Consider the following 25745-nt stretch of genomic DNA (forward strand, 5'->3'; position numbering starts at 1 on the left):
AAACCGGGACACCAGGGGATGATCCACTACCAGCTGCGCTGCCATGCCGGCCATGAATTCGATGGCTGGTTCCAGGACAGTTCGGGGTTCGAGAAGCTGGCCAAGGCCGGCCTGGTCGAATGCACGCATTGCGGCAGCGTCAAGGTCGAACGCGCGCTGATGGCGCCGGCCATCCGCAAATCCCGCCGCAAGGCCATCCCCGCGCCGGCGCCCCAGCCGGAGGGGGCGGAAGCCCCCGCCGCCCAGGCCGGGGCGCAGCCCCCGGCGCCCTTGCCGCCGGGCAACCCGGAACGCGTCGCCGGCGGGCCCATCCCCGCCCAGCTTCTCGCCATGCTCCAGCGCCTGCGGGCGGAGGTGGAGAAATCCTGCGACTATGTCGGCTCCTCCTTCGCGGAGGAGGCGCGCAAGATCGCCCATGGGGAGGCCGAGGCCCGCGGCATCTATGGCGAGGCCTCCGACGCCGAGGCCGAGGCCCTGGCCGAGGAAGGCATCGACATCGCCCGCCTGCCCTGGGTGCCGCGCGCGGATGGCTGATGCCCGGTCGCATGACGCGGCCGCTTCAGGATTATGAAACGAAGTTAATCGACAATCCTCGACTGGCACCGCAACGCCGGCGCCGATACCCCCGCGGCCCCGCTCCCGCCGGAGCTGCCGTCAATCGAGGATTCGCCCCCCATGTCCGCCACCGTGACCGCCGCCTCTCGCCGCGGCAGCATCGGTTTCCGTCTCACCATCGGCTTCGGCCTCGTCCTGGCCCTCATCGTCACGCTCGGCGTCATCGCCGCCAACCGCGTCAACGCCATCAACGACAGCCTCGCCACCATCAATGACGTGAACAGCGTCAAGCAGCGCTACGCCATCAACTTCCGCGGCAGCGTGCATGACCGCGCGATCAGCCTGCGCGACGTCGTCCTCGTCGCCACCCCCGCCGAACGCAGCGCGGCGCTGGCCGAGATCACGCGGCTCGAGGAATTCTACGCCCGCAGCGCCACGCCGCTCGATGCCATCATGGCCAGCGGCGCCGGCGTGACGCCGGATGAACAGGCGATCCTCGCCTCGATCAAGGAGATCGAGGCCCGCACCATGCCGATGATCCGCCAGGTGATCGAGGCCCGCAGCCGCGGAGAGGCCGAGGCCGCGCATCGCCTGCTGATGGACCAGGCGCGTCCCGCCTTCGTCGAATGGCTCGCCCGCATCAACCGCTTCATCGACCTGCAGGAAGCCAAGAACCGGGAAGTCGCGGCCAAGGCCCGCGCCGTGGCGGATGGCTTCCAGACGCTGATGATCGCCCTCGTCGCCGCGGGGCTGCTGATCGGCGGCGCCATCGCGGCCTGGTCGCTCCGCGCCGTGGCGCCGCTGAAGCGCCTGACGGATGCGATGCTGCGCCTGGCGCGCGGCGACCTCGATGCCGCGATCCCCGGCCAGGACCGGGCGGATGAGGTGGGGGCGATGGCCAAGGCCGTCGCCGTCTTCAAGGCCAGCATGGCGGACAGCGCGCGCCTCGCCGCCGACCAGGAAAGGCTGAAGGCGGAAGCCGCGGCCGAACGCCAGCGCACCCTGCGCAGCCTGCTCGCGAACCTGGAGGAGAAGGTCGGCGGCACCGTCGCCCTCCTCGCCGGCCGCGCGGCGGAGCTGGAGACCACCGCGCGCTCCATGCGCGGCACCGCGACCGAGACCAATGCGAAGGCGGACAGCGTCCAGTCCGCGGCGACGGAAGCCACCAGCCGCGTCCGCAGCATGGCCGTCGCCGCCGAACAGCTCAGCGGCTCGATCGGGGAGATCAGCCGCCAGGTCGCGCAATCCGCCCGCATCACCGGCGCGGCGGTGGAGGATGCCCGCCGCACCGATGCGACGGTGCAGGCCCTGGCCGCCGGCGCACAGCGCATCGGCGATGTCGTGGGCCTCATCACCTCCATCGCCGGCCAGACCAACCTGCTGGCGCTGAACGCGACGATCGAGGCCGCGCGGGGCGGCGAGGCCGGCAAGGGCTTCGCCGTGGTGGCCAGCGAGGTGAAGTCGCTCGCCGGCCAGACCGCGCGCGCTACGGAGGAGATCGGCGCGCAGATCGGCACCATCCAGGCCGCGACCAAGGATGCCGTCACCGCCATCCAGGTCATCGCCGGCCGCATCGAGGAGGTCAGCCAGATCGCCACCCTCATCGCCTCCGCCGTGGAGGAGCAGGGTGCCGCGACGCAGGAGATCGCCCGCAGCGTGCAGCAGACGGTGGAGGCGACGCAGCTCGTGGGGACGGATATCCAGGGCGTCACCCGCGCGGCGAATGACAGCGGCGCGGCCGCGGGCCAGGTGCTCGATGCCGCCTCCGACGTCTCCCGCCAGGCGGAGCGGCTGCGGGAGGAGGTGCGCGGCTTCGTCGCCAGCGTCGCCGTCGCCTGAGGCCATGCCGGGGCCCGGTCCACGCCACCGCGTGGGCCGGGCCGCCGCGCGCCTTCCCGATGGTGCGGTCGCCGCCGGCATTCCCCACGCCGGCGGCCCCCGGGGCCTTCCCGGATCGGCGGGGCGGCCCGGCCGCCTCAGGCGCCGCGCTTGAACGCCACCTTGTCGTTCGCGCCCGCCTCCGGCGGCTCCCCGGTCAGCCGCGCCTTCACATAGCCATAGGCATGCACCAGGGTGGATGACGGCGCATCCCAGTACTCCGCGCCCTCCACCTCCACCCGCAGCAGCGCCGCGCTCGGATCCTCCGGCCCGCCGGGGAACCAGGTCCGCAGGTATTCGGACCAGAATTCCTTCTGCTTCGCCGGGTCCCGCACCACCTCCGCCTGGCCGGAGACGGAGACGTAGTCCTGCGAGGAGGGGTTGGAATAGGCCAGCAGGACCCGGCCATCATGGCCGATCTCCTCCGTCTTCGGGCTGGGCTGGCTGGTGAAGAACCACAGCACGCCCTCGAATTCCTTCATCGTCACGGCCTGCATGGGCCGCCCGCGCAGCCGCCCCTGCTCGTCCACCGTCACCATGATCGCCGTCGCGACGTCCTTGATCATCGCCCAGACCTTGTCGCGCGCTTCCTGGTCGGTCCGCGTCTCAGCCATGTCATGCTCCCGTGCCGGTTCCAGCCGGGGGAACGAGGCAGGGGCGCCCGGGTTGCGCCGCGGCGATCCACCGCCACATCGCCGGAATGTCTCACATCGCGAGCATTCCGCCCGCGGCCGCGCGGCAGGCCCGCCGCGTCGCCCGCTATTATCGCTGGCTCGACCGGCTGTCCTGGTTCGATGAACGCCGGGCGGAAGCCGGCCATGGCGCGCTGCCCGTGCACCGTGCCCTGGCCGATCCCGCGGGCGGCCCGCCCTCCACGGACGTCATCCACCGCCTGATGCTGGAAGGCCTGGCCCTGCCGCCGGGCCCGCGCGTGCTGGATGCCGGCTGCGGCTACGGCGCCAGCATGCTGCACCTGGCCCCCGCGCTGGGCGGCGAATGGCTCGGCCTCACCCTCTCCCCGGTCCAGGCGGCGCGCGGCATGGCGGTGGTGGCCGAACGGGGCCTCGCCGGCCGCGTGCGGATCGAGGTCGCCTCCTACGACGCACCCCCGCCTGGCGATCCCCCGGGCCGCTTCGACCTGATCTATGGCATCGAAAGCCTGATCCACGCCGCCGACCCCTTCGCCACCATCCGCACCCTGGCGGCCCGGCTGAACCCGGGCGGGCACCTGGTGGTGGTGGACGACATGCCCGCGGAGGCGATGCCGGCCGAGGCCGCCCGCCGCCTGGCCCGCTTCCGCCGCTTCTGGCGCTGCCCCGTCGCCCCCACCCGCCAGGGCTGGATCGACGCGCTGCGCGCCGCGGGGCTGGCGGTGGTGGCGGAGCGTGACCTCAACCCGCTGCTCCAACTGCGCGGCCCCGCCGCCGTCGCGCCCCGGCTGCGGCAGCTGGAACGCCGGGCGATGATCCCGCGCCTGCTGGGCTTCGGCCTGCGGGCGGAGGCCGAGATCGGCGGCCTGCTGCTCGAATCCCTCCAGGCCGAGGGCCATGTCCACTACCGCATCCTCGCCGCCCGCGCGCCGCTGTAGCCTCCCCCCCCTGGCCGCGTGGCGGGGGCGGGGCTAGGGTCCGCCCATGCCGCATCCGCACATCCTCACCGCCCGCGACGGCGCCGTCGCCATCGTCACCATCGACCGCGCCGCCAAGCGCAACGCGATGGACCTGCCCATGTGGGTGGCGCTGGCGGAGGCGATGGAAGAAGCCTCCGCCGATGACGACCTCCGCTGCGTCATGATCCAGGGCGAGGGCGAGGAAGCCTTCTGCGCCGGCGCCGACATCGCCGCCTTCCAGCAGGAACGCGGCACGCCGGAACGCGAGGCCGCCTATGGGGAGGGCTTCGACCGCTCCATGGCCTCCATCCAGCGCTGCCGCCACCCGGTGGTCGCGGCCTGCCGCGGCTGGACCATGGGCGGGGGCGCGGGCATCGCCATCAAGGCCGATTTCCGCGTGGGCGGCCCGGCCACCCGCATCGGCATCCCGGCCCGCAACCTCGGCATCTGGTACGCCTATTCGGACCTCGACGCGCTGCTGCAGATCACCGGCTATGCGGTGGCGATGGAGATGCTGATCGAGGGCCGCGTGCTGACGGGGCAGGAGGCCTATGACAAGGGCCTGCTCTCCCGCCTCGTGCCGGATGAGGCGGTGAAGGCCGAATCGCTCGCGCTGGCGCACCGCATCGCCGCCGGCGCCCCGCTGTCCAACCGCTTCCACAAGCAGGCCCTGCAGAAGCTGCGCGGCGCCCTGCCGGTGACGGAGGAGGACCGGCGCCGGAACGGCGACTTCGCCTATTCCGAGGATTTCCGGGAAGCGACCCGGGCCTTCCTGGAAAAGCGCAAGCCGGTCTTCCGCGCGCGCTGAACCGCCCGGGGGCGCGGGCGCGCCCACCGGCCCGGGGGATGTCTCCGAACAGTTTATTTACCCGCCCTGGCGCAGGGTGCGGGCACCAATGCCCGACCGCGACCTGACCTCCTCTGGACCAACGTCGAAGGAGCGTCCCGCCACCCGCGCGGAACGTGGCGTCTTCGTGCCCTTCACCGCGCCCATGCTCTGGGGGGCCCGCATGCGCCGCATCCCCGGAAGCCCGCCGGAGCTGCTGCTGCCGAGCCTGTCGGGCCGCGGCACCTATGTGCTGGACTGGCGCTCCGCCGTCGCCGCCTGCACGCCTTCCCTGCATGACCGCCAGCTCTGGGCCCGTCTGTCCCTGCTGCACCACCCCACCCCCGCCGGCGTGCGCAGCGTGGTGCGCAAGGTGGCGCTGATGGGCCATGCCGGCCGGCCCGCCCAGGCGGCGGCCGAAGCGGCGCTGGAGGAACATCGCGCCTCCGCCCAGGCGGTGAAGGCCGCGCTGCTGAAGCGCCTGCCCGCGCCGCCGGAACCGCCGGCGGCCGTGCTGCTGGGCGGCCTCGCGGATCTGCTGGCGGATTGCGGCTGCGGCCCGGCCATGCCCGGCCCCCAGATCCGGCAGGTGGAAGGGCTCGACGCCTTCTGCACCGACCTCTCCGCCTGGACGCGCCGCGTGCCGGCACCCTCCGGCCAGAAGGCGGGCCTCGTCGTCCTGGCGGCGGCCCGCCACAGCCTCGCCGCCACCCGCGCCTGCCTCGCCGCCCTCTGGCCGACGCTGGAGGACCTGCCCGGCCTGCTGGCCCGCGGCCCCGCCGGGCTGCGCCTGATGGCGGAGCTGGTGGAGCGCCCGGACTGGATGCTGGATGGCTGGCCCCCCATCGCCGCGCTCTGGGCCGCCACCGCGCTGCAGGAACGCAGCGCGCTCGCCGCCGAGGTCGCCGCCATCTTCCCCGTGCCGGCGGAGGAAGCGGATCGCTGGCCCGGCGCCGCGGTGGACTGGGACACGGTGCTGCGCGGCCGCCGCCTGCTGGCCGCGCTGCCCGTGCTGGCCGGCACCCGCCTGGTGGAAATGGCCGCCCGCAACGAAAGCCTGCGGGCGATGACGGCATGACCCTGTCCACCGGCCAGGCGAAGGGGCTGCGCGCCGCGCTGGTGGAAGCGCCGGACCATGCGCTCGGCCGCGTGGTCGCCATGCTCGATTCGCTGCATGACCGCAGCGAGGTGGACATCCTGCTGGACGGCATCCGCCCGCGGCTGCGCCGCCTGCGGCCGCAGCGCCCCGTCCGCCTGGCCCGCCTGCTCTGCCTGCCGCTGGAAGGCGTGCTGGTGAATCCGGGCCTCTGGAAGCAGTCGCCGCTCCTGGTCCCGCGCAGCGCCATCCGCCCCATCACCGCCGCGGTCGGCACCGCGCTCGGCAGCCTGATGACGGAGCTGGAGGTGCTGGCCGCCGGCGGCAACCTGTCGGATGAGGCGCTGGTCCATGCGCTGGGCCAGCGGCTCTGGCCCGCCGCCGGCCAGGCCAGCCTGCCCGCCCCGCCGCCCGGCTGGACGGAAGCCGGCCTGCCGGAGGAAGCGGCGGCGCCGATGCTCGCGCTCTGCGCCGCGGTCTGGCGCCATGGCCCCGCCCTCTGGGCCGCCGCCTACCCGGCCTCCCGCGAAGGGGCGGGGGAGCCCGAGATCCGCGCCGCCCTGGCCCCGCTGGCCCTGGAGGGCCGCGCCGCGCTGCTGGCCGGCCTCGCCCTGCTGCTGCGCGATGCCGTGCGGCCCGGCATCGCCGTCAGCGTCGCCGGCAGCCTGATGCCGGCCATCCAGCAGACGGCGGAACAGGAACTCGTCGCCGCGCTGCAGCGCGATGGTGCCCTGGTCGCCGCCGCCACCTCGCCCGGCGAGATGGCCGGCGCCGCCCAGCGCCTGGTCCGGCGGATGGAGGGGCTGGAGGCGGCGGACAGCCGCATGGCGCGCGAACAGCGCCGCCAGCTGGCCACGACGCTGCGGCGGGAAGTCGGCGCCGCCTGCTACGCCTACTACGCCCGCGCCCTGGCGGAGGGGCTGCTGGCGGAGGCGACGCGCATCGCCGCCGGCCCGCGCGCGACCGATGAGCAGGTGGCGGTGCTGGAACGCATGGCCCGTGACCTGCGGCGGCTGGAGGTGGCGGGCCGCCGCCTGGCCGCCGAGGCCGCCTTCGACCGCACCCTGGCCGAGACGGTCGGCCGCCTGGTGCCGCTCGCCTCCCGCGATGGCGGGCTCGCCCGGGTGGAGGTGGCGCGGCTGGTCGAGATGCTGGCCGGCCCGCAGGCCGCCCTGCCGCTGCTGGAGGATGACGGCGCGGCCTGAGCGCCTTCAGCCCCGGTCGGGCGCGTTGGCCGGCTGGCCCTCATGCGTCTCGCTGCCCGCCCGCCAGCGATGGGTGGAGGAGCCGAAGGCCACCAGCTTGCCCTCCGCGTCGAAGACCTCGGTCCGCACGAAGAAGATGTTGCGGCCGCGCGTCGCGACCTTCGCCTCCGCCACCAGCCGCCCGCCCTTCACCTGGCCGGTGAACTTGCAGTCGAGGTCGAGCGTCACGGCCTTGCGGACATTGCCCGGCACGCTGCACCACAGCCCCGAATAGCCCGCCGCCTGGTCGATCATCGACAGCACCAGCCCGCCATGGATGATGCCCGACCGGTTGCGGTGCTGGTCGCCGGCCTCGCAGACCAGCCGCGCATGGCCATCGGCCCAATGCTCCAGCCGGAGCCCCAGCAGGTCGTGATAGGGCGCGCCCTTCTCATCGAGGTCGAGGGCGGCGGGGGAGGGGGTCTGTGCGTTCATGCGCCCCCCGTGCCGCCCCGCGCGCCCGGGGTCAAGCCGTGCCATGCTGCGGCACGGAGGATCGCCCACATGCAGGTGCCGGACAGGGTCGAAATCGATGCGGCGGGCGATGCGGTGCTGTCGGCCGGCCAGGCCGCCGCGCTGCTCGGCGTGGCGCTGCCCGCCTTCCTGGCCGACCTCCGCGCCGGCATCGTCTATTCCGTGGTGGAACGCGGCGAGGGCGGGGATGCCGGCACGCTCCGCCTCACGCTCCGCCGCCGCGGCACCGAACGCCGCCTGGTGGTAGAGGCCGCGACGGGGCGCGTGATCGGGGCGGAGCCAGGGGCATGATCCGCCTCAGCATTCATGCCGAGCGACGCCTGCGCGAGCGGGGTATTCCGCTGGCCTGGATCGAAGCGACGATCACCGAGCCTGACCGCACATCGCCGGACCCTTCCGACCCCACGCTGTTACACGCCTTCCGCGCCATCGACGCGGCGGGCGGACGCGTGCTGAAGGTTGTCCATCGCGTGCGGGGTAGTGATATCCTGGTGGTGACGGCCCATCTCGATCGAGGAGCCAGCCGATGATGCGCACCAGCTACGACCCCGAGGCGGATGCCTTCTACGCCCGCTTTGCACCCGACACTGTCTCGATCGAGGCGACGGAGGAGGTCGCGCCCGGCGTGATGATCGACTTCGACGCGAAGGGCGATGTGGTGGGCGTCGAGGTCCTGCACGTCCGCACCCGCGGCCAGGGCGCGCTGCCGTCCACGGAACCCCGCGCCGCGGCCGAATAGCTACGCGATCTGCAGGTTCTGCAGCGCTTCCTCCAGCTCCTGGAAGCTCGGCATCGAATGGCTCGGCGCCGTCTTGCGCCCGGCCTCCACCGCCACCTGCGGCGCGTTGCCGTGCAGATGCGCCACCAGCACGGCGCGGATCACCTCGTAGAACATGCAATCCTCCGAGATCACGCCGTTCAGCCGCGTCGCCATCGGCCCCATCACGCCATAGGCCAGCAGGATGCCGAGGAAGGTGCCCACCAGCGCGCCGCCGATCATGCCGCCCAGCACCGAGGGCGGGCTGTCGATCGACGCCATGGTCTTGATGACGCCCAGCACGGCGGCGACGATGCCGAGAGCGGGCAGCGCATCCGCCGTGTTCTGGAAGACATGCGCGACGTGCAGCTCCTCCTCCCGGATCTTCTTCAGCTCCTTCGACATGATGTCCTCGATCTGGTGCGGATCGTCGGCGTTCATGCCCACCATGCGGAGGTAGTCGCAGATCATCGTCACGGCGACCTTGTCGGCCATGATCTTCGGGAATTTCTGGAAGGCCGGGCTTTCCGCCGGCTTCTCGATATGCGGCTCCAGCGCCATGGCGCCCTTCTGCTGCGCCAGCCGCACGAACCAGTAGAGCATGGACAGCAGGTCCACATAGTCGTGCTTGTGGAAGCGTTCGCCCTTGATGATCTTCCCGAAGCCGCCCAGCGTGTGCTTCACGCCATGCATGCTGTTGCCCATGACCAGCGCGCCGATCGCGGCGCCGCCGATCATCATCATCTCGAAGGGCAGGGCCTTCATGATGATGCCGAACTTGCCGCCGGCGATGGTGTAGCCGCCGAACACCATCACCAGCAGGAAGACAAGGCCGCCGATCGTCGTCATTGGGTCACGATCACCGGTTCGTTCTGCCGCAGCAGCGTGATGGAGACGCGCCGGTTCGCCGGCGCGTTCGGATTGTCCGGCATCAGCAGGTCGCGCTCCGCATTGCCCGTCACGCTGCGGATGCGCGCCTCCGGCAGCCCGGATTCGGTCAGCAGCCGCCGCGTGACATTGGCGCGGTCGGCGGAAAGGTCCCAGTTGGACCGTTCGGTGCCGCCGCGGAAGGGGGTCGCATCGGTATGGCCCGCGATGGCGATCGGGTTGGGCAGCCGGTTCGCCACCTGCGCGACGCGCGCCAGCAGCACCCGCGCGCGGTCATTGGGCGCGGCGCCGCCGAGCGCGAACATCGGCGAGCGTTCCGCATCCACCAGCTGGATGCGCAGGCCCTGCGGCGTCTGTTCCACCAGCAGCTGCCGGCCGAGCTCCGCCAGCGCCGGGTCCTGCGCCACCATCTGGCGGATCTCCTCCGCCGCGCGCTCGAAGGCCTCGCGCTCCCGCCGCGCCGCTTCCGCGCGCAGCGCGGCGTCGCTCAGCGCCCGCGCGTCGCTTTCCGTCCCTTCGCCCAGCCGGCGCGGATCGGCGTCGCCGGTTTCCGCATCGGCGCGGGCCTGGCGCACGCGGCGGGGCGTCGCGTCCTCATCCTCGCCATCGGGGCCTTCGCGCATCGGCGTCGGCCGCGCCACCTGTTCCGACTCATCCTCCAGGTCCACGTCGGACAGCACGGGGATGCGGCCGCGCTGCACCGTGACGGCGCCGGCATTCTGCGCCATCGGCGCGCTTTCATGCGGCGTGCGGCCGCCGAAGGGCTGGCCGGACCCGGTCTGCGCCGCGCCCATCACGTTGGTCGGCGCGAAATAGTCGGCGATGCCTCGGCGCTGCTCCTCGGTCGTCGCGTTCAGCAGCCACATCAGCAGGAAGAAGGCCATCATCGCCGTGACGAAATCGGCATAGGCGACCTTCCAGGCACCGCCATGGTGCCCGTGGCCGCCTTCCTCGATCCGCTTGATGACGATCGTGCCGCCACCCTTGCCTTTGGCCATGCGCCGCCCAGGATCTTCCCGTTCCGGCGGCGTGATAGGGCGTGCCCGGTTAAGGGCGCACTAAGCGGCGGTTGGGCTCGAACCGCCAGGGGCTCGCGCCATCCTCGTTGGGGTCCAGCGCCAGGCGGTGTTCCAGCGGCGGGAAGGCGCGACTGCGGCATTCCGCGCGTTCGCACAGCCGGCAGGACAGCCCGATGCCGACGGCGGCGGCGCCGAGGTCGATGCCATCGGCATAGACCACCTCCGCCGCCCGGCCGATGTCGCAGCCCATCGCCACCACATGCACCGGCGCGGGTTCGCCCCAATGGGTGGTGGGGCTGGCGATGGCGCGGGCGAAGGTCAGGAAGGTGGCGCCATCCGGCAGCTGCGCCACCTGCACCCGCGTCGTCGCCGGCGTGGCGAAGGCCTGGTGGACGATCCATTTCGGGCAGGAACCGCCGAAGCGCGCGAAGGGGAAGCCGGCCGCGGAGAAGCGCTTGTCCACATTCCCGGCGGGATCGACGCGCAGGAAGAAGAAGGGCACGCCCCGCGCATCGGGCCGCTGCAGCGTGGAAAGCCGATGCCCCGCCTGTTCGAAGGAAACGCCGAAGCGCGCCGCCAGCGCCTCCACCTCATGCCGCAATTCCTGCGCGGCTTCCAGGAAGGGCGTGTAGGGCATCAGCAGCGCCGCCGCCGCGTAGTTCAGCAGCCCCAGCCGGATCAGCGATGCGGCTTCCTGGCTGGAAGGCTCCGCCGGCGCCACCACGGATTCGACGACGTCCCTGGCCTCCAGCAGCATCAGTTGAAAGGCCATCTGGAAGCCGCGGCTCTCCCGCGGCAGCGCCTCCGAGAGGTCGAGCCTGCGCGAGGCCGGGTCGTAGCGCCGCAGGCTGGCGCCGAGCGGCCCGACATGCACGGTCAGCCCATGGGTGCGCCGCAGCCGTTCCGCGATGGCGTGGTTCATCTCCGCCGGGCTCGCGCGCAGCTCGCCGCCGATCTGTTCGGCAATGCTCTCCAGCTGGTGAAAATGGTTGGCGCGGTCGTGGAAGAAGTCGCGCGCTTCCTCCGTCGGCAGCAGCATCCGCCGCCCCGTCGGCAGCGCGATGCCGGACGCATCCTCCCGCGCCACGCGCCAGGCGCGGTACAGCGCCAGCATGGCGCGCGCGGCGTTCGGCGCGCTGGCGGCCAGCGTCGCGATCTCGCCCTCCGGCATCTCCTCCAGCCCCAGCAGCGGGTCGGACAGCACCTCGCGCAGCCCCGCCTCCATCTGGCGTTCGCGCGAGCCGGAGAGGGAAGGGAGGTCCACGGCCAGCGTCTCGCCGAGCTTGATCAGCAGGCTGGCGGTGACGGCGCGCTGGTCGTGCTCGATCAGGTTCAGGTAGCTGGCGGAGATGCCGAGCCGCACGGCCAGCGCCTGCTGCGTCAGCCCCTTCTCCATCCGCAGCCGCCGGATGGTGCGGCCGATCATCGGCCGGGCCATGTTGTGGATCCTTTACAGATTTTCGGCCCTGGACGGTGAAGCCGGCCACGTGATTGCCGTGGCGCACCCAGGATTCCCCCTGCAAACGGCCGGCGCAAGGTGAATTATTGACAGGCGCCGCGACGAGAGCGGCGGCCACACGGAAGGTTCCACACCATGCGTCCCACCCCCTCCCCCCTCCACGCGCCCGATGGCGGCTTCGGCCATGGCGCCCCCCAGCCCGGGCGCTTCGACGGCATCCGCCGCGACTACAGCGCCGCCGATGTCGCGCGCCTCGCCGGCAGCTTCCGCGTGCAGCACACGCTCGCCGATCGCGGCGCGCGGCGCCTGTGGCAGCTGCTGCGGGACGAGCCCTTCGTGAACACCCTCGGCGCCATGACGGGCATGCAGGCGGTGCAGCAGGTGAAGGCGGGGCTGAAGGCCATCTACCTCTCCGGCTGGCAGGTGGCGGCGGATGCCAACAGCGCGGGGCAGATGTATCCCGACCAGTCGCTCTATCCCGTGGACAGCGTCCCCGCCGTGATCCGCCGCATCAACAACGCGCTGCGCCGCTGCGACCAGATCGCGGTACAGGAAGGGAAGGGCGATGCGACGGACTACATGGCCCCCATCATCGCCGATGCGGAAGCCGGCTTCGGCGGCGCGCTCAACGCCTATGAGCTGATGCGCGCGATGATCGAGGCCGGCGCCGCCGGCGTCCATTTCGAGGACCAGCTGGCATCGGAGAAGAAGTGCGGCCATCTCGGCGGCAAGGTGCTGGTGCCGATCAGCCAGCACATCCGCACGCTGAACGCCGCGCGCCTCGCCGCCGATGTGGAAGGCGTGCCCACCGTCCTGCTCTGCCGGACCGATGCCGAAAGCGCGCAGCTGCTGACCAGCGACATCGACGAACGGGACCATCCCTTCATCGAGCGGGAGCGCACGCCGGAAGGCTTCCACCGCATCCGGAAGGGTGTGGGCAAGGCCTACGCCATCGCCCGCGGCCTGGCCTATGCCCCCTATGCCGACCTGCTGTGGTGGGAGACCTCGGACCCCGACCTGCAGGATGCGCGCGACTTCGCGGAGGCGATCCACCGCGAATTCCCCGGCAAGATGCTGGCCTACAATTGCAGCCCCTCCTTCAACTGGCAGCGCAAGATGGGCGTCGATGCCGCCGCGCGCTTCCAGCGGGAGATCGCGGCCATGGGCTACCGCTTCCAGTTCGTCACGCTGGCCGGCTTCCACAGCCTGAACCTCTCCATGTTCAAGCTGGCGCGCGGCTATGCGGAGCGCGGCATGGGCGCCTACAGCGAACTCCAGCAGGCGGAGTTTGCGGCGGAGGCCGAGGGCTTCACCGCCATCCGCCACCAGCGCGAAGTGGGCGTCGGCTATTTCGACGCCGTCGCCACCGCCGCCAGCGGCGGCACCGCCAGCACCACCGCGCTCGCGACCTCGACCGAGGCCGCGCAGTTCCACCACGCCTGATCGAGGGGACGACACGATGAACGACGATCTTCGCGACGACGGCCATGATGACGGCCTGGTCCATTCCCATGACTGGGCGAGGGAGGCGCCGCCCCCGGTCGGCGAATTCCTCCGCCCGGATCGCCATGCCGGCCGCGTCCACGCCCCCGGCCTCGCCGCCGCCATGGCGGTGAAGCAGGACAGCGACCACGATGACGGCCTGGTGCATGGCCATGGCTGGGCCTGCGGCGAACGCGGCCGCATGGCCCAGGCCTGACTGACACAGGCCTGACCCGCGCGGGGGCATCGCGGCCGCGTGATGCCCCCGCGCCGTCACCCTGCGTTGCATCAAGGACGCGAAGCGGTGACACGCGCATGGTCTCCTCCAGCGCCTGAAGGAGAACCCATCGTGCGGACCCGCTATTCCATCCCGACCATCGCGCTGCACTGGACCATGGCCGCCGCCATCGGCGCGGCCTGGCTGCTCGGCCAGGTGATGGAGGACTTCGCCCGCGGCCCGGACCGCGTCGCCGCCACGGGCGCCCATGCGCTGGTCGGCCTCGCGGTGCTGGCCCTGGTGCTGCCGCGGCTGCTGGCGCGCTGGCTGGGCGGCGCGCCGATGGCGGAGGCGGGGTGGCAGGGCCGCCTGGCCAGCGCCGGGCACCTCCTGCTCTACGCGCTGATGGCCGCCGTGCCGCTGGCGGGCCTCGCCATCCTGCTCTCCGGCCGCGCGCCCTTCCCGGTGCTGGGCCTGTTCGAGGTGCCGCCCCTGCTCGCGCCCCTCGGCCTGCGCAAGGCGCTGGAGGGGGTGCATGAGGTCCTGGCCAATCTGATGGTCGGCGCCATCGCGCTGCATGTGGCCGCGACGCTGTGGCACGCGCTGGTGCGGCGGGACCAGGTGGCGGCGCGCATGCTGCCCTTCCTGTCGCGCCGCCCGCCGCCCGCGGCACCCCCCGCGACATCGGGGTGAAACAGAAATCGGGGCGCCCGGGCTTCAATCCTGCGCCGTCGCAGGGAATAATTGACGAAACCCGTGCACCGAATCACGGGAGCCTTCGGAGTGCGTCCTGATGCGTAGCGATCACCTGTTCGGCCGGGTCTCCCGGCGCGACCCGCGGCCCCTGCCGGCGGAGGCGCCGGAAGCCGCGGCGCCGGCCCCGCCCGCGGCGGAGGCCGAGAAGCCCACCCCCGATAGCGCGGAGACCGCCAAGGCCGCCTGAGCGTTCAGGCCGGCTCCCTCTCCCGCATCGCCATCATCCGCTGGCAGGCCGGCCGCGCCTGGCACGAAGCCAGCCAGGCGGCAACGCGCGGCGCGCCCTCGAACAGGCTGCGCGCCGGCATGGCGTAGCGCACCACCTCCGCCAGGTTGATGTCGGCCACCGTGAATCGCCCGCCCACCAGGAAGCCCGTGGCGGCCAGCGCGGTATCCAGCACCGCGAAGGGCGCCCGCAGCGCCGCCACCGCCGCTTCCGCCTTCGCCGCATCGCGCTCCGCCGGCGGCTTCGCCGCCATGTTGTAGAGGATCTCGATGCTGTGCGGCTCGATCTCGGTCGCCGCCCACAGCGCCCACATCCCCATCAGCCCATCCTCCGCGACGGAAGCCGGGCCCAGCGCCCCGCCATGCCTCTTCGCGAGGTAGAGGTTGATCGCCAGGCTTTCATGCAGCAGCAGCCCCTCATCATCCAGCGAGGGGATATGCCCGTTCGGGTTGATGGCCAGGAACGCCGCGGACCGCGTGTGCAGCGGTGCCTCCGGCGAATCGGGATCGGCCAGCCGATAGGCCTGGATCACCGCGACGTGCCGGTATTCGACGCCCATCTCCTCCAGCAGCCAGAGATTGCGGGAAGCGCGCGACCGCGCGCAGCCATAGAGCGTGATCGCCATGCCGAAACCTCCTGCCAGCCGGCCCGATCTTCAGGGCCGCGCCAGGGAAGCGCAAGGCACCGGCTTCCGGCCCGCGCGGCGGCGATGCTAGCGTCCGGCGACACGATCGCAGGGGATGATGCATGGCGGATGCTCTGGGCTGGCGGAAGCGGATCGGCTTCGTGGTGCCCTCCACCAACACCACGGTGCAGCCGGAGGTCGATGAGCTGCGCCCCCGCGGCGTCACCTTCCACCTCGCCCGCGTCTCCATCAAGGAACGCCCGCTGACCTCCGAACAGGCCTTCCTCGAGCATGTGCAGGCCATGCGCGACGGCCTCGGTTCGGCGATCGAGCAGGTGATGACCTGCGCCCCCGACCACCTGGTGATGGGCGTGGCGCTGGAGGCCTTCTGGGGCGGCGTCGCGGCGTCCACCAAGCTCGAAGCCGAACTCGCGGAGAAAGCGGGCGTTGGCATCTCCATGGGCTCCACCGCGACCGCCGCCGCGCTGCGCGCCTTCGGTGCGAAGCGCATCGCGATCCTGACGCCGCACCAGCCCCGGGGCGACGAGATGGTGCGCGCCTGGTTCGCGGAATCGGGGTTCGAGGTGGTGCGCCTCAAGGGCCTGAAATGCCCCTCGCCGCGGGAGATCGCGCATGTCCAGCCCGCGACCATCCGCGACAGCCTCCGCGAACTCGATGGCCCGGATGTCGAGGCGCTGGTCGCCGTCGGCACCAACCTCGCCAGCGGCGACGTGGCGGCGGAGGGCGAGCGCTGGCTCGGCAAGCCCGTGCTCGCCATCAACAACGTGCTGACCTGGCACGCCATGCGCGCGGTCGGCATCGAGGACCGCGTCTTCGGCCATGGCCGCGTGCTGGAGGAACACTGACACCGATGGCCGATCCCCAGGTCATCATCGCCGGCGCCGGCCCCGCGGGGCTGACGGCGGCGCTGTTCCTGGCGCGCGCCGGAATTGCCGTGCGCGTGCTGGAACGCCACACCGAGCCTTTCGAGGACCCCCGCGCCGCCACCATCCATCCGCCCACGATGGAGATGTATGCGGAATCCGGCGTCACCGCGGACCTGCTGGCGCAGGGCATCCGCGCGCCGGTCTGGCAGTTCCGCGGCCGCGCCGAAGGTGTGGTCGCCGAATTCGACCTCTCCCTTCTCGCGGATGTCACGCCCTTCCCCTTCCGCCTGCAATGCGAACAGCACAAGCTCTGCCGCATCCTGCTCTCGCACCTCGCCCGCCATGCGCATGCGGAGGTCGTGTGGGGCGTGGAGGTCACGGACGTCACGCAGGACGATGATGGCGTCAGCATCGCCACCACCGATGGCACCACGCATCGCGCCGCCTATGTCATCGGCGCCGATGGCGGCCGCAGCATCGTGCGCAAGTCGCAGGCGATCGGCTTCGAGGGCTTCACCTATCCCGAGCGCTTCCTCGTCGTCACCACGACCGAGGACATGGCCGCGAAGGGCTATGCCATCTCCTCCTATGTCTCGGACCCCGTCACCTGGTGCGCGATGTTCAAGGTGCCGGGCAAGGCGCCGCCGGGCCTGTGGCGCATCGTCTTCCCGACCGATCCCGAGGCCGAGGAGGCGGCGCTGCTGGACTTCGCCGCGGCGCGCGACCGGGTGCGCGCGCTGATCCCGCAGGATGGCGACTTCCCCGTGGTGCACACCAACCTCTACGCCGTGCACCAGCGCGTCGCCACCACCTTCCGGAAGGGTCGCGTGCTGCTGGCCGGCGATGCGGCGCACGTCAACAATCCGCTCGGCGGCATGGGCATGAATTTCGGCGTGCATGACGCCATCCTCGCGGCGCAGCGCATCGCCGCCGTGCTGGATGGTGGCGCGGATGATCTGCTGGACCGCTATTCCCGCCAGCGCCGCCATGTGGCGGAGGCTTTTCTCCAGGCCATGACCATCGCGAACAAGAAGAACCTGGAGGAGAAGGACCCCGTGGCGCGCGGCGCGCGCCTCGCGGAGCTTCGCGCCACCGCCGCCGATCCCGCCAAGGCCCGCGCGCATCTGTTGAAGACCAGCATGATCGAAGGCGTGCGCGCTGCTGCCGCGGTGGCGTGAGGGGGAGCGCCGCTCCCCCTCGACCCCCTCGCCAGGGGCCTCGGGCCCCTGGACCGCGTCGAATGGGCCGGCCTACTGCAACCGTATCCCCGCCACCCGCACCACCTCGTTCCACCGCGCCACATCCGCGCGCAGCCGCGCCGCGAAGGCCTCCGGCCCTTCCCCGAGCGGATCCGCGCCGATGCGCTGCATCCTCTCCTGTACCGCCGGCCGTTGCAGCGCCCCCGCGATCAGCCCGTGGATGCGCGCGGCCAGCGCCGGCGCCATGCCCTTCGGCCCCATCAGCCCGTTCCAGGTGATGGTCTCGTAGCCCGGCACGAGGCTCGCGATGGGCGGCACGCCCGGCAGCTGCGCGCTGGCCTCCAGGCCGGAGACGCCGTGCAGCCGCACCGCGCCGCTTTGCGCATGCGGCACCGCCTCCGACAGATTCGCGAACATCAGCGGCGCATTGCCCGCGATCACGTCCGCCAGCGCCGGCGCGCCGCCGCGATAGGGCACGTGTTCCGCCTGCACGCCGATGCGCTGCAGCAGCAGTTCCATCGACAGATGCTGGAAGCTGCCGACGCCGCCCGACGCATAGGCGAAGCGCCCGCTGCGCGCCCGCATCCAGGCGATCATGGAGGCCAGGTCCGTCGCCTCCACGCTGCGATGGCTCATCAGCACGAAGGGGTTGGTGCCGAGGTTCACGATCGGCGTGACATCCGCCACCGGATCGAAGCGCGGCGGCTGCGCCATCGCGACGGGCGCCACCGCCAGCACGGCGACCGCCACCATCATCAGCACATGCCCATCGGGCGGGGATCGCACCAGCGCCTCCGCCGCCAGCAGCCCGCCCGCGCCCGTGCGATTCTCCACGACGAAGGAGGATCCGGGCAGCGCCTCCTGCAGCAGATCGGCGGAAAGCCGCGCCAGGCCGTCCGTGTTCCCGCCCGGCGCGAAGGGCACCAGGATGCGGACGGGCCTCTCAGGCCAGGGCGCCTGCGCGCGAAGCGGGCAGGGCAGGGCGAGGATGGCGGGCGCGGCGAGCAGGGCACGGCGATGCATGGGGTTCTCCGGCGATATCCCGGGCATCATGCACGCCCCGGGCCAGTTCAGGCGGCCAGCGCCTCCGCGAAGACGGCGGGATCGACATTGCCGCCGCTGATGACGACGCCCACGACCTTGCCGCGCGCATCGACCTTGCCCGCCAGCACCGCGGCCAGCGCCACGGCGCCGCCGGGCTCCACGACGATCTTCAGATGCTCGAAGGCGAAGCGCATGGCGCGGAAGACTTCCGCCCGCGTCACCACCACGGCGCCGGCCAGGCGCGGCTGGTTGACCGCGAAGGTGATCTCGCCCGGCCGCATGGACAGCAGCGCATCGCAGATCGTCTCGCCCTGGCCGTCATTGGCGATGCGCGCGCCGGCTTCCAGGCTGCGCTTCGTGTCGTCCCAGCCCTCCGGCTCCACCGCCCAGATGGCCGTCGAAGGCGATGCGCCCTCCGCCGCCAGCGCGCAGCCCGCGATCAGCCCGCCGCCACCCGTGCAGACCGCCAGGCCATCCAGCGTGAGGCCCGCCGCCTTCGCATCCTCGAAGAGTTCCAGCGCCAGCGTGCCCTGGCCGGCGATGACGTCCGGATGGTCGAAGGGCGGCAGCACCGTGCCGCCACGCTCCGCCGCCAGGCGGCTCGCCAGCGTCTCCCGATCCGTCGTCCTGCGGTCGAAGAAGGTCACCTCCGCGCCCCAGCGCCTGGTGCTCTCCACCTTGATCGCCGGCGCATCCATCGGCATGGCGATCAGCGCGGGCATGCCGAGCATGGCGGAGGCACAGGCCACCGCCTGGCCGTGATTGCCGGAGGAATGGGTGACGACCCCCGCACCGCGCGCCGCTTCCGGCAGGCGCATCGCGGCGTTGGTCGCGCCGCGCAGCTTGAAGCTGCCGGTGCGCTGCAGGACCTCCGGCTTCACCAGGATGGTGCCGCCCGTCATCTGGTCCAGCAGGCGGTGCCGCAGCATCGGCGTGCGCACGATATGCGGCGCGATCCGCGCGGCGGCATCGCGCACATCCTGGGGCGTCGGCAGGGATCCACTCATCACGCGTTCCTCCTGAACCGGTCCGGATCCGCCAGCGCCGCCACCGGCGCCACATCGGCTTCCACATCGCCGGCGATGATGCCCGCCACCAGCCGCCCCGCGGCCGGCGCCGTCTGGATGCCATAGCCGCCCTGGCCGACGAGCCAGAGGAAGCCCGGCGCCGAACGCTCGAACCCGATCGCCAGGCTCCGGTCCGGCGTGAAGCTCCGCAGCCCCGCCCAGCGATGCTCCACCCGGTTCACCGGAATGTCGAGCGCCTGCTGCATCCGGTCCACCGCGATCGCCACGTCGATCTCATCGGGCTGCACGTCATGCGGGTCCATGTCCGTCTCATCGGCCGGGGAGACCATGAGCTTCCGCCGCGCCTCCGGCCGCGCATACCAGCTGTGGTCGGCATCGCCGAGCAGCGGCCAGCCCCGGCAATCATGGTCGCCGGGATCGATGATCAGCGCCGTGCGCCGCTTCGGCTGCAGCCCGATGCGCGCCACGCCCGCGATCGCCGCCACCTCATCCCCCCAGGCGCCGGCCGCATTCACCAGGACCTTCGCCCGATGCACCGCGCCATCGCTCGCCTGCGCATGCCAGCGCCCGCCTTCATGCCAGATGCGCCCCGCGCGATGCCGCAGCGCCAGAACGCCGCCCGCCGCACGCGCCGATTTGAGGAAGCCGCTGTGCAGGGAAGCGACATCGATGTCGAAGGCATCGCGCTCGATGCTCGCCATCGCCGCATAGCCGGGCCGCAGCGCGGGCACCATCGCCGCCACCTCCGCGACGTCGATCTCCTCGATCTCCGCCCCCTCCGCGATCATCTGCCGCAGATGCGCCACCTGGTCGGGCGGCGCGAGGTTCACCACCGGGCGCGTGCTGATCAGCGGGCCGGGCGCGAAGCCCTCGGGCGGCTTCTCGAAGAAGGCACGCGAGGCGCCCGACAGGCGCCGCACATCGGGCGGGCCGTAGTTGAGGATCCAGAGCGCAGCGGAACGGCCGGTGCTGTGATAGCCCGCACTCTCCTCCGCCTCCAGCAACGCGACCTTGAGCCCGCGCCAGGCGCAATGCGCGGCGGCGGTGGCGCCGGCCATGCCGGCCCCGATGATGACGACGTCGAAATCGAGGATGTCCATGCGGCGCATGGTTCGGCGCGTCGGGGCGTGCGGTCAACCGTGGGGAAGGCTTTGCCTTCCCCACACCCTATCCACCAGGCCCGAGACGGGCCTGGACCGTCGTCAATCGGGGCCGCCGAGCAGAGGCGCGCAGACCATGCGGCCGCCCAGCTCCCCGATCACGGCGGGCACGCCATAGATGGCGGCCAGCCGCTCCGCCGTCACCATCGCGGCCGGCGCCCCCGGGCCCTCCAGCACGCCGCCATGCAGCAGCGCCACCCGGTCCGCGACCAGGAAGGCATGGTCGGGATGATGCGTCGTCATCAGCACGGCATGGCCCTCCGCCGCCAGGCGTCGAGCCTCCCGCAGCAGCAGCGCTTGGTTGCCGAAATCGAGGCTCGCCGCCGGCTCATCCATCACCACCACCGCGGCTTCCTGCGCCAGCGCGCGGGCGATCAGCACCTTCTGCCGCTCGCCCCCCGACAGCTCCGTCACCCGCCGCTCCGCGAAGCCCTCCATGCCGAGCCGCGCCAGCGCCGCCCGCGCCGCCGCGAAATCCCGCGCCCCGGGCTGCGCGAAGAAGGGCAGATGCGCCGCCCGCCCCATGGCGACGACATCCAGCACGCGATAGGCGAAGCCCCCCGGCGCGGCCTGCGGCACATAGGCGATCTTCCGCGCCACCGCCTGCCGCGCCATCCCGCGCAGATCCTCGCCCGCCACCAGCACCCGCCCCGCCAGCGGCGGGATCAGGCCGAGCAGCGTCCGCAGCAGCGTCGTCTTCCCCCCGCCATTCGGGCCGAGCAGCACCGTCACCGTCCCGGCCTCCAGCGCGAAGCCGATCCCCTGCGCCACCACGCGCGCCCCATGCCCGATGGACAGCCCCTCGCATTCCAGCAGGCTCATGCCGCCCGCCGCCGCGCCAGCAGGTACAGGAACAGCGGCGTGCCCAGCGCGGCGGTCAGGATGCCGAGCGGCACCTCCGTCCGCCCCGCGCCGCGCGCCAGCGTATCGACGCCCAGCAGGAAGGCCGCGCCGAGCAGCATGGAAAGCGGGATCAGCCGCGCCGTCTCCGGCCCGCCCAGCAGCCGCGCCGCATGCGGCACCACCAGCCCGATCCAGCCCACCGCCCCGGCCAGCGCCGTGACGGCCGCGGTCGCCAGCGTCGCCCCCGCGATGGCCGCCGCGCGCAGCCGCGCGGTGGGCACGCCGAGCGCCCGCGCCTCGTCCTCCCCCAGCGTCAGCAGGTTGATCCGCCAGCGCAGCAGGACCAGCACGAGAAGCCCCAGCAGGGCAGGGGGCGCCGCCGCCAGCAGATCCCCCCGGTTCACGCCGGACAGCGTGCCGAGCAGCCAGAAGGTGATGGCCGGCAACTGGTTGTAGGGATCGGCGAAGACCTTGAGCAGCGAAATCACGGCCCCCACCAGCGCGCCGAGCGCGACGCCGGCCAGCACCAGCACCAGCAGCGGGTCGCCGCCCTCGTCCCGCACCGCCCGCGCCAGCGCGCCGACGCCCGCCACCGCCGCGATCCCCCCCGCGAAGGCCGCCCCCTGCACCCCCGCGATCGGCAGCCCGAGGAAGATGCCCGCGACGGCGCCGAGCGACGCCCCCGCCGAGACGCCCAGCAGATCCGGCGAGGCCAGCGGGTTGCGGAACATCGCCTGGAACGCCGCCCCCGCCCCGGCCAGCGCCGCGCCCACCAGCATGGCGGAGAGCACGCGCGGCCCGCGGATGTTCCAGAACACCGCGGCGGCCGCGGGATTCACCGCCTCGCCCCGCCCCGTGACCAGCAGCCAGAACTCCCCCACCGAGATCGGGAAGCGCCCGACCGACAGCGCGCCGAGCACGGCAGCGACCAGGGCGGCGAGCGCCACGGTCCAGGCGAGGCCGGCTCTCACGCCGCCACCGTCACGAGGCGTCCCACCCCCTCATCCCCGCCCCATCGCCGGCGCCAGCAGCCCCCGCAGCAGCGCCCGGTCCGGGTCCCGGTGGTAGAACAGCTGGTGAAACGCCGCGACGCGATCCTCCAGCCCGGCCGGCGGCGCCAGGCCGAACAGGATGGGCAGCCACGCCAGCCCCAGCAGCCGGTTCACCCCGGGCGGGAAATCCACCCAGCCGAAAGGCGTGTTCGGCACCTGCACCAGCCGCCCCTGCCGCACCGCCCGCAGGCTCCGCCACAGCGGGTCCTGCCGCGCCATGGCGATGAAGGCCGGGTCGAGGGACATGACGTAGTCCGGATCCCAGGCCAGCACCTGCTCCACGCTGACCTGCGCCAGGCCCCGCGCCCCGGGCGGCCCCACCGCGACATTCTCGGCGCCGGCGAATTCGATGACCTCCGCGTTGATGGACCCGCGCAGCGCCGTCTCCGTGCCGCGGGGGCCGCGGGCGTAGAACACGCGCGGCCGGCCCCGCTGCGCCAGCAGCGCGCTCGCATCCCGCGCCTCGGCGATGATCCGGCTGGCCGCCGCCGCCCGCTGCGCGGCTTCCGGCCGCCGGTCCAGCATCACGCCCAGCATCTCGTAGGTCTCGGGGATCTTCGCCAGCGACCCGTCCAGCAGCAGGGTGGGCAGGCCGGTCTGCGCCTGCACGCGTTCCGCCAGTTGGGCGAAGACCGGCGCCACCGATCCGTAGTCCAGCACCAGGTCCGGCCGCGCCGCCAGCACGGCCTCCAGGTTCGCCGTGTTGTCCCGCCCGGTCAGCCGGCCCACCTCCGGCAGCGCCGCCGCGGCGGGGTCCATGAAGGCGGCCTCATGCGGGCGCGGCGGCCGGCCCGGCCAGCCCGCCAGCAGGTCCGGCGCCAGGGTATAGACCAGGATCGCCGCCGGAGGCCCCGCCGGGAAGACCCGCGCCACCCGCGCCGGCAGCTGCACCCGCCGCCCGGTCGCATCCGCCACCTCCCGCGCCGCCACGGGCCTTGCGGCCAGCAGGAAGGGGGCGGCCAGCAGCGCGCGGCGATGGGTCATCAGGGCAGGGGCTCCCGCGACAGGGTCGGCGCCCCGAACCCGCGCCGGGCCCCCACCGCCCGCCCCGACGGCGTGAGGATGGAACAGCCCGGCCCGGTTCGCGGCCGTGCCGTTTCCTAGCACGGCCAGCCCGCCACCGGCAGCGCCAGGCCGGCCCCTTGTCACGCCCCCGGCTGGCCGGCATTCGGGAAGAACAGCGGCTCCCCGTTGATCCTGTAGCCCGCGATCGCCGCCTGCCCGGCCGGGGAGACCAGCCAGTCGATGAAGCGCTGCCCGGCCTCCGCCTTCACATGCGGATGGCGCCGGGGGTTCACCAGCATGACGCCATACTGGTTGAACAGCCGCTCATCCCCCTCCGCCAGCACCCGCAGCGCCTGCCGGTTGCGGAAGGCGAGCCAGGTGCCGCGATCGGCCAGCACATAGGCGTTCTGCGCGGCGGCGGTGTTCAGCGCCGGCCCCATGCCCTGGCCCACCTCCCGGTACCAGGCGCCGCGCCCGCTGGCGGGGTCGATCCCCGCCTGCTGCCACAGCCGCAGCTCCGCCGCATGGGTGCCGCTGCGGTCGCCGCGACTGATGAAGACCGAACGGCTCCCCGCGATGCGGCGCAGCGCCTCCACCGAATCCCGCAGGCCATTCACGCGGGCGGGGTCACTGGCGGGGCCCAGGATGACGAAGTCGTTGAACATCACCGCCCGGCGCGGCCCGCCGAAGCCCTCCGCCACGAAGCGCTCCTCGGCCTCCCGGTCATGCACGAGGACCACATCCGCATCGCCGCGCCGCCCCACATCCAGCGCCTGCCCGGTGCCCAGCGCCACCACGCGCACGCCGATGCCCGTCGCCTGGGTGAAGATCGGCAGGATGTGCCCGAACAGCCCGGACTGCTCCGTCGATGTGGTGGAGGACACCGTGATGGAGGGCGCCTGCGCCGCCGCCGGCAGCGCGATGGCCACGCCCAGCCCCATTCCCAGCAACAGCCTCCGGAACACCGGCATCCCCCGTCTCCTCACCACAGCAGATCCCCACGCAGGAAGGCCGCGGCCTCCGCGCTCGGCGGCCGCTCGAAGAAATCCGGCGCGCGGCCCACCGCGTTCACCCGGCCCGCGACCAGCAGCACCACCTCCTCCGCCAGCCGCCTGGCCTGGCCGAGGTCATGCGTCGTCATCACCACCTTCGTCCCCTGGCCCGCGATGGCGGCGATGATCGCCTCCACCTGCCGCGTCGCCGCGGGGTCGAGGCTCGCCGTCGGCTCGTCCAGGAACAGCACCGCCGGCCCCATCGCCCAGGCCCGCGCCAGCGCCAGGCGCTGCTGCTCCCCGCCCGAAAGCCTGCGCGCCGGCCGCGCCGCCAGCGCCGCCAGCCCCACCCGTTCCAGCGCCGCCATGGCGCGGCCGGGATCCAGCCCCGCGAGCCGCAGCGGATATTCCGCATTGGCCAGCACCGATCGCCGCAGCATCACCGGCCGCTGGAACACCATCGCCTGGCGTCGCCGCGCCGCCTCCTCCGGCAGCGCCCAGCGCACCGCCCCGCCGGTCGGCCGCAGCAGCCCGTGCAGCAGCCGCAGCAGCACGGATTTGCCCGCGCCATTCGGCCCCACCACCAGCGTCGGCCCGCCCGCGCGCAGGGTCAGGTCGATGCCGTGGATGATGCCGACATCCCCGGCCGCGAAGCGCAGCCCCTCCGCCACCATCGGCAGGATCATGCGCCGCGCCTCGCCGCCAGCTCCCGCAGCCCCTGCGCCAGCGCGTTCACGCCCAGCACGATGGCCATCAGCACCACGCCCAGCGCCAGCGCCAGCGGCAGGTCGCCCTTGGAGGTCTCGAGCGCGATCGCGGTCGTCATCACCCGCGTGAAGCCCTCGATGTTGCCGCCCACCACCATGACGGCGCCGACCTCGGCGCTCGCCCGCCCGAAGCCCGCCAGCAGCACGGTCAGCAGCAGGAAGCGCCCGTCCCACAGCAGCGTCGGCACGGCGCGCCACCCCCCGGCGCCGAAGCTCCGCAGCTGCTCGGCATATTCCTCCCACAGCGCCTCCAGCACCTGCCGGCTCAGCGCCGCCAGGATGGGCGCGATCAGCACCGCCTGCGCGATCACCATCGCCGCCGGCGTGAACAGCAGGCCGAAGGACCCGAAGGGCCCGCTGCGGGACAGCGCCAGGTAGATCAGCAGCCCCGCCACCACCGGCGGCAGCCCCATCAGCGCGTTCAGCGCCACCACCAGCGCCCGCCGCCCGGGGAAGCGCGCCACCGCCAGCAGCGCGCCCAGCGGCAGCCCCACCAGCGCCGCGATCGCCACCGCCGTCAGCGAGACGCGCAGCGACAGCCCCACGATCCGCGCCAGCCCGTCATCCCCCGACAGGATCAGCCCGAGGGCGAGCGTGAAGGCGGATCCGATATCCTGCATGCGGCCCCAGGTAGGGCCGGCATCTGGCGGCGTCCAT

The 25745-nt window shown here is 72.9% G+C and carries 30 protein-coding genes; 15 read left to right on the forward strand and 15 right to left on the reverse strand.

Features of this window, described 5'->3' with window-relative positions:
- The first annotated feature begins 18 nt into the window (after nt 1-18).
- Together JJI54_RS11415 and JJI54_RS11420 are read left to right on the forward strand one after the other, a co-directional pair.
- The gene (locus JJI54_RS11415) at nt 19-534 is read left to right on the forward strand and encodes a DUF1178 family protein (protein WP_203073112.1); all 516 of its coding nucleotides are present in this window, start codon (nt 19-21) and stop codon (nt 532-534) included.
- A gap of 141 nt (nt 535-675) precedes the next feature.
- A complete protein-coding gene (locus JJI54_RS11420; RefSeq protein WP_203073113.1) occupies nt 676-2394 on the forward strand; it encodes a methyl-accepting chemotaxis protein in 1719 nt (572 codons plus the stop codon).
- A gap of 137 nt (nt 2395-2531) precedes the next feature.
- On the opposite strand, the gene JJI54_RS11425 is transcribed toward JJI54_RS11420, so the two are convergent.
- Complete coding sequence (locus JJI54_RS11425) at nt 2532-3047, reverse strand: pyridoxamine 5'-phosphate oxidase family protein (RefSeq protein ID WP_203073114.1); 516 nt, start codon at nt 3045-3047, stop codon at nt 2532-2534.
- Nucleotides 3048-3133: 86 nt separating this feature from the next.
- Between JJI54_RS11425 and JJI54_RS11430 the strand changes: the two genes are divergently transcribed.
- The 4 genes from JJI54_RS11430 to JJI54_RS11445 all read left to right on the forward strand — a co-directional run bounded on the left by JJI54_RS11430 (nt 3134) and on the right by JJI54_RS11445 (nt 7169).
- On the forward strand, nt 3134-4021 hold the full coding sequence (locus tag JJI54_RS11430; RefSeq protein WP_203073115.1) for an SAM-dependent methyltransferase: 888 nt from the start codon (nt 3134-3136) through the stop codon (nt 4019-4021).
- Between the two features lie 46 nt (nt 4022-4067).
- Nucleotides 4068-4850, forward strand: coding sequence for an enoyl-CoA hydratase/isomerase family protein (locus JJI54_RS11435; protein ID WP_203073116.1), 783 nt, complete (start codon nt 4068-4070; stop codon nt 4848-4850).
- Nucleotides 4851-4938: 88 nt separating this feature from the next.
- Nucleotides 4939-5946: a hypothetical protein gene (locus JJI54_RS11440; protein WP_203073117.1), complete on the forward strand. Its 1008-nt coding sequence runs from the start codon at nt 4939-4941 to the stop codon at nt 5944-5946.
- A complete protein-coding gene (locus tag JJI54_RS11445; RefSeq protein WP_203073118.1) occupies nt 5943-7169 on the forward strand; it encodes a hypothetical protein in 1227 nt (408 codons plus the stop codon). The genes JJI54_RS11440 and JJI54_RS11445 overlap by 4 nt, the downstream gene beginning before the upstream one ends.
- Nucleotides 7170-7175: 6 nt before the next feature.
- Here the strand turns inward: JJI54_RS11445 and JJI54_RS11450 are convergent, their stop codons facing one another.
- The gene (locus JJI54_RS11450; RefSeq protein WP_164696822.1) at nt 7176-7643 is read right to left on the reverse strand and encodes a PaaI family thioesterase; all 468 of its coding nucleotides are present in this window, start codon (nt 7641-7643) and stop codon (nt 7176-7178) included.
- A 69-nt stretch (nt 7644-7712) separates the two neighbouring features.
- Here JJI54_RS11450 and JJI54_RS11455 point away from each other — a divergent pair, with 69 nt between their 5' ends.
- From JJI54_RS11455 to JJI54_RS11465, 3 genes are read left to right on the forward strand one after another with little or no spacing between them, the layout of a single operon-like run.
- Entirely contained in the window at nt 7713-7973 is a 261-nt protein-coding gene (locus JJI54_RS11455) for a DUF6522 family protein (protein ID WP_203073119.1), read from the forward strand.
- The gene (locus tag JJI54_RS11460) at nt 7970-8212 is read left to right on the forward strand and encodes a DUF4258 domain-containing protein (protein WP_203073120.1); all 243 of its coding nucleotides are present in this window, start codon (nt 7970-7972) and stop codon (nt 8210-8212) included. The genes JJI54_RS11455 and JJI54_RS11460 overlap by 4 nt, the downstream gene beginning before the upstream one ends.
- The gene (locus JJI54_RS11465) at nt 8209-8421 is read left to right on the forward strand and encodes a DUF2283 domain-containing protein (protein ID WP_203073121.1); all 213 of its coding nucleotides are present in this window, start codon (nt 8209-8211) and stop codon (nt 8419-8421) included. The genes JJI54_RS11460 and JJI54_RS11465 overlap by 4 nt, the downstream gene beginning before the upstream one ends.
- On the opposite strand, the gene motA is transcribed toward JJI54_RS11465, so the two are convergent.
- Genes motA through JJI54_RS11480 form a run of 3 tightly spaced genes read right to left on the reverse strand, consistent with a single transcriptional unit; the run spans nt 8422 to nt 11784 of the window.
- Nucleotides 8422-9288 carry a flagellar motor stator protein MotA gene (gene motA, locus JJI54_RS11470; RefSeq protein WP_203073122.1) on the reverse strand — a complete coding sequence of 289 codons (867 nt, stop codon included), beginning with the start codon at nt 9286-9288 and terminating at the stop codon, nt 8422-8424.
- Entirely contained in the window at nt 9285-10325 is a 1041-nt protein-coding gene (locus JJI54_RS11475; RefSeq protein WP_203073123.1) for a flagellar motor protein MotB, read from the reverse strand. Before JJI54_RS11475 ends, motA begins: the two co-directional genes overlap by 4 nt.
- A 49-nt stretch (nt 10326-10374) precedes the next feature.
- Nucleotides 10375-11784: a helix-turn-helix domain-containing protein gene (locus JJI54_RS11480; RefSeq protein ID WP_203073124.1), complete on the reverse strand. Its 1410-nt coding sequence runs from the start codon at nt 11782-11784 to the stop codon at nt 10375-10377.
- Nucleotides 11785-11940: 156 nt separating this feature from the next.
- Between JJI54_RS11480 and aceA the strand changes: the two genes are divergently transcribed.
- From aceA to JJI54_RS11500, 4 genes are all read left to right on the forward strand, one after another.
- Entirely contained in the window at nt 11941-13248 is a 1308-nt protein-coding gene (gene aceA, locus JJI54_RS11485) for an isocitrate lyase (RefSeq protein ID WP_203073125.1), read from the forward strand.
- Nucleotides 13249-13264: 16 nt separating this feature from the next.
- On the forward strand, nt 13265-13504 hold the full coding sequence (locus tag JJI54_RS11490; RefSeq protein WP_203073126.1) for a hypothetical protein: 240 nt from the start codon (nt 13265-13267) through the stop codon (nt 13502-13504).
- Nucleotides 13505-13636: 132 nt separating this feature from the next.
- Nucleotides 13637-14197, forward strand: coding sequence for a cytochrome b (locus JJI54_RS11495; RefSeq protein WP_203073127.1), 561 nt, complete (start codon nt 13637-13639; stop codon nt 14195-14197).
- A 100-nt stretch (nt 14198-14297) separates the two neighbouring features.
- Entirely contained in the window at nt 14298-14447 is a 150-nt protein-coding gene (locus JJI54_RS11500) for a hypothetical protein (RefSeq protein ID WP_203073128.1), read from the forward strand.
- 4 nt (nt 14448-14451) lie between these two features.
- On the opposite strand, the gene JJI54_RS11505 is transcribed toward JJI54_RS11500, so the two are convergent.
- Nucleotides 14452-15111, reverse strand: a complete 660-nt coding sequence (locus tag JJI54_RS11505; RefSeq protein ID WP_203073129.1) for a glutathione S-transferase family protein — start codon at nt 15109-15111, stop codon at nt 14452-14454.
- Nucleotides 15112-15233: 122 nt separating this feature from the next.
- Between JJI54_RS11505 and JJI54_RS11510 the strand changes: the two genes are divergently transcribed.
- Nucleotides 15234-15977 (forward strand): maleate cis-trans isomerase family protein, encoded by a 744-nt coding sequence (locus tag JJI54_RS11510; RefSeq protein ID WP_203073130.1) that lies wholly within the window; start codon nt 15234-15236, stop codon nt 15975-15977.
- Nucleotides 15978-15982: 5 nt separating this feature from the next.
- Nucleotides 15983-17176, forward strand: coding sequence for an FAD-dependent oxidoreductase (locus JJI54_RS11515; protein ID WP_203073131.1), 1194 nt, complete (start codon nt 15983-15985; stop codon nt 17174-17176).
- 72 nt (nt 17177-17248) lie between these two features.
- On the opposite strand, the gene JJI54_RS11520 is transcribed toward JJI54_RS11515, so the two are convergent.
- The 9 genes from JJI54_RS11520 to JJI54_RS11560 all read right to left on the reverse strand — a co-directional run bounded on the left by JJI54_RS11520 (nt 17249) and on the right by JJI54_RS11560 (nt 25708).
- Nucleotides 17249-18220, reverse strand: coding sequence for a Bug family tripartite tricarboxylate transporter substrate binding protein (locus JJI54_RS11520; protein ID WP_203073132.1), 972 nt, complete (start codon nt 18218-18220; stop codon nt 17249-17251).
- A gap of 47 nt (nt 18221-18267) precedes the next feature.
- Nucleotides 18268-19248, reverse strand: coding sequence for a threonine ammonia-lyase (locus JJI54_RS11525; protein ID WP_203073133.1), 981 nt, complete (start codon nt 19246-19248; stop codon nt 18268-18270).
- Complete coding sequence (locus JJI54_RS11530; protein ID WP_404817619.1) at nt 19248-20378, reverse strand: NAD(P)/FAD-dependent oxidoreductase; 1131 nt, start codon at nt 20376-20378, stop codon at nt 19248-19250. The genes JJI54_RS11525 and JJI54_RS11530 overlap by 1 nt, the downstream gene beginning before the upstream one ends.
- 93 nt (nt 20379-20471) lie before the next feature.
- Entirely contained in the window at nt 20472-21251 is a 780-nt protein-coding gene (locus JJI54_RS11535) for an ABC transporter ATP-binding protein (RefSeq protein WP_226381673.1), read from the reverse strand.
- On the reverse strand, nt 21248-22243 hold the full coding sequence (locus JJI54_RS11540; RefSeq protein ID WP_203073134.1) for a FecCD family ABC transporter permease: 996 nt from the start codon (nt 22241-22243) through the stop codon (nt 21248-21250). The genes JJI54_RS11535 and JJI54_RS11540 overlap by 4 nt, the downstream gene beginning before the upstream one ends.
- A gap of 30 nt (nt 22244-22273) precedes the next feature.
- A complete protein-coding gene (locus JJI54_RS11545; RefSeq protein WP_203073135.1) occupies nt 22274-23308 on the reverse strand; it encodes an ABC transporter substrate-binding protein in 1035 nt (344 codons plus the stop codon).
- A gap of 161 nt (nt 23309-23469) precedes the next feature.
- Nucleotides 23470-24300: a substrate-binding domain-containing protein gene (locus tag JJI54_RS11550; protein WP_203073136.1), complete on the reverse strand. Its 831-nt coding sequence runs from the start codon at nt 24298-24300 to the stop codon at nt 23470-23472.
- 11 nt (nt 24301-24311) lie between these two features.
- Entirely contained in the window at nt 24312-25007 is a 696-nt protein-coding gene (locus tag JJI54_RS11555) for an ATP-binding cassette domain-containing protein (RefSeq protein ID WP_203073137.1), read from the reverse strand.
- A complete protein-coding gene (locus JJI54_RS11560) occupies nt 25004-25708 on the reverse strand; it encodes an ABC transporter permease (protein ID WP_203073138.1) in 705 nt (234 codons plus the stop codon). The genes JJI54_RS11555 and JJI54_RS11560 overlap by 4 nt, the downstream gene beginning before the upstream one ends.
- Between the last annotated feature and the right edge of the window lie 37 nt (nt 25709-25745).

Origin of the sequence: Falsiroseomonas ponticola (assembly GCF_016805305.1) — a bacterium.
Lineage (GTDB): Bacteria > Pseudomonadota > Alphaproteobacteria > Acetobacterales > Acetobacteraceae > Falsiroseomonas > Falsiroseomonas ponticola.